The 1,345-nt window shown below is 44.6% G+C and carries 2 protein-coding genes; both read left to right on the forward strand.

Annotation, left to right across the window (positions count from 1 at the left end; all coding sequences use genetic code 11):
* The coding region (locus tag QUB14_RS28595; RefSeq protein WP_333221640.1) for a hypothetical protein at positions 1 to 193 on the forward strand (193 nt) is incomplete at its 5' end.
* A 161-nt stretch (positions 194 to 354) separates the two neighbouring features.
* Complete coding sequence (locus QUB14_RS28600) at positions 355 to 1,326, forward strand: IS110 family transposase (RefSeq protein WP_333221638.1); 972 nt, start codon at positions 355 to 357, stop codon at positions 1,324 to 1,326.
* Positions 1,327 to 1,345: the final 19 nt, after the last annotated feature.

Here is a 1,345-nt window from a genome sequence, read left to right on the forward strand (position 1 = left end):
TCAGGCGATCGTACCGATCATCAGGCGATCAAGCCGATCATCAGGCGATCAAGCCGATCATCAGGCGATCGTACCGACAAGCAAAGTAAATCTAAAGAAACAAGAAAAGTTTCTGACTCTGATGCAAGTTTCAGCAGAAAGTGTTCTTCAAGGACATCAGAAATCGGTGAAGTTGGCCCGCCCCTTAGACTAAACAAGTCTGTTGCGTAGATAAGCTCCCATTACTGATGACAGGCGCACTAAACTGGACAGTATCTTAGGCTCTCGGCATGATCGGGAAAGCCTGCATTGACAAGGTTAGTATTCAATTGCCTGTCGGTTCTTTCATAAATTGGAGTATATCTGGAGCCAAAAATGACATCAACAGTCTTAGGTATAGACATCAGTAAAAGAGACTTTCACGTCTCATTACTGAAAGAAGGTCGTGCAACTAAACCCAAAAAGTTTACGAACAATATTCAAGGGTTTGAGAGTTTGCATAACTGGCTCAAACAACAAAGTGTAGTCGAACTCCATGCTTGTATGGAAGCTACTAGCATCTACGGCGAAGCCTTGGCAGAATTCCTTTATGGGGAAGGCTTTCAGGTAAGTATCGTCAATCCTGCTCGGATTAAAGGGTTTGCTAAAAGCGAACTTCTGAGAACGAAAACAGACTCCGTAGATGCGGCACTGATTGCCCGTTTTTGTGCGGCAATGAAACCATCATTATGGACACCTACAGCCCCCGAAGTCAAGGAATTACAAGCCCTGTTACGGCGGCTCGAATCAGTCACAGAAATGATGACGAGCGAACAAAACCGTTTGGAGACAGCTACGCCAACAGTTGCTGCCCTTACCCAGGAACATTTGGACTATCTAAAACAGCAACAACAACTAATCAAAAAACTGATTAGTGACCATTTTGACCAACACCCACACTTAAAACAACAGCGCGAGCTGTTGACTTCAATTCCTGGCATGGGCGATTTAACAGCTTCTATATTATTAGCTGAAATTGGCGATGTTTCTGATTACGATAATGCTCGTCAATTAGCAGCATACGCTGGTTTAACACCGAGCGAACGTACTTCTGGGACTTCGGTTAAGGGCAAAACTCGTTTGTCTTGTACGGGTAATGTCCGACTGCGAAAAGCATTGTATATGCCAGCGGTAGTGGCGATGCGTCATAACCCTTTGCTGAAAGCCATGAGTGAGAGATTATTGGGTCGTGGAAAGGTCAAAATGCAGGTGATTGGTGCGCTGATGAGGAAACTGGTGCATTTGGCTTTTGGGATTTTAAAATCCCAAAAGCCTTTCGACCCCAATTATTTGACTGCTACCCCTTGACAGGTCAAGACAGTATCTA

Origin of the sequence: Microcoleus sp. B3-D2 (assembly GCF_036705345.1) — a bacterium.
Taxonomy (GTDB): domain Bacteria; phylum Cyanobacteriota; class Cyanobacteriia; order Cyanobacteriales; family Microcoleaceae; genus Microcoleus.

Bases quoted from the DNA above. Each gene is read 5' to 3' on its own strand.
- QUB14_RS28600 (WP_333221638.1), top strand. From the start codon at position 355: ATGACATCAACAGTCTTAGGTATAGACATCAGTAAAAGAGACTTTCAC.